Below are 277 nucleotides of genomic sequence, written 5' to 3' on the forward strand. Positions count from 1 at the left end.
CATCGAAGCCCAGGCCTTCGGCTTCCTCGCCGCGCGTGGGCTGAAGGGCCTGCCGCTGTCCTATCCGGCCACCACGGGCGTGCCGATGCCGATGACGGGCGGGGTGATCGCGCGGCCCTGAGGGCGGCTTCCCGAATTGGGGCACTGCCTCGCCCTTCCAATCGGCTTTCAAGATTGCAGACACGCCTTCGTACTCTCGCGGCAGGTTTCGCCCGAGCCTTGCTGTCGTTCGGCGCCCTCAATCGGACCAGAGGACGCAGGGAAGGCCGGGCGCCGG

General features: G+C 69.0%; 1 pseudogene. It reads left to right on the forward strand.

The features are described from left to right. Positions 1–121: pseudogene (locus IC66_RS46055) on the forward strand (anhydro-N-acetylmuramic acid kinase); the annotation flags it as partial. Positions 122–277 lie beyond the last annotated feature (156 nt).

It is taken from the genome of Bradyrhizobium genomosp. III (assembly GCF_000261705.1).
GTDB lineage: Bacteria > Pseudomonadota > Alphaproteobacteria > Rhizobiales > Xanthobacteraceae > Bradyrhizobium > Bradyrhizobium ottawaense.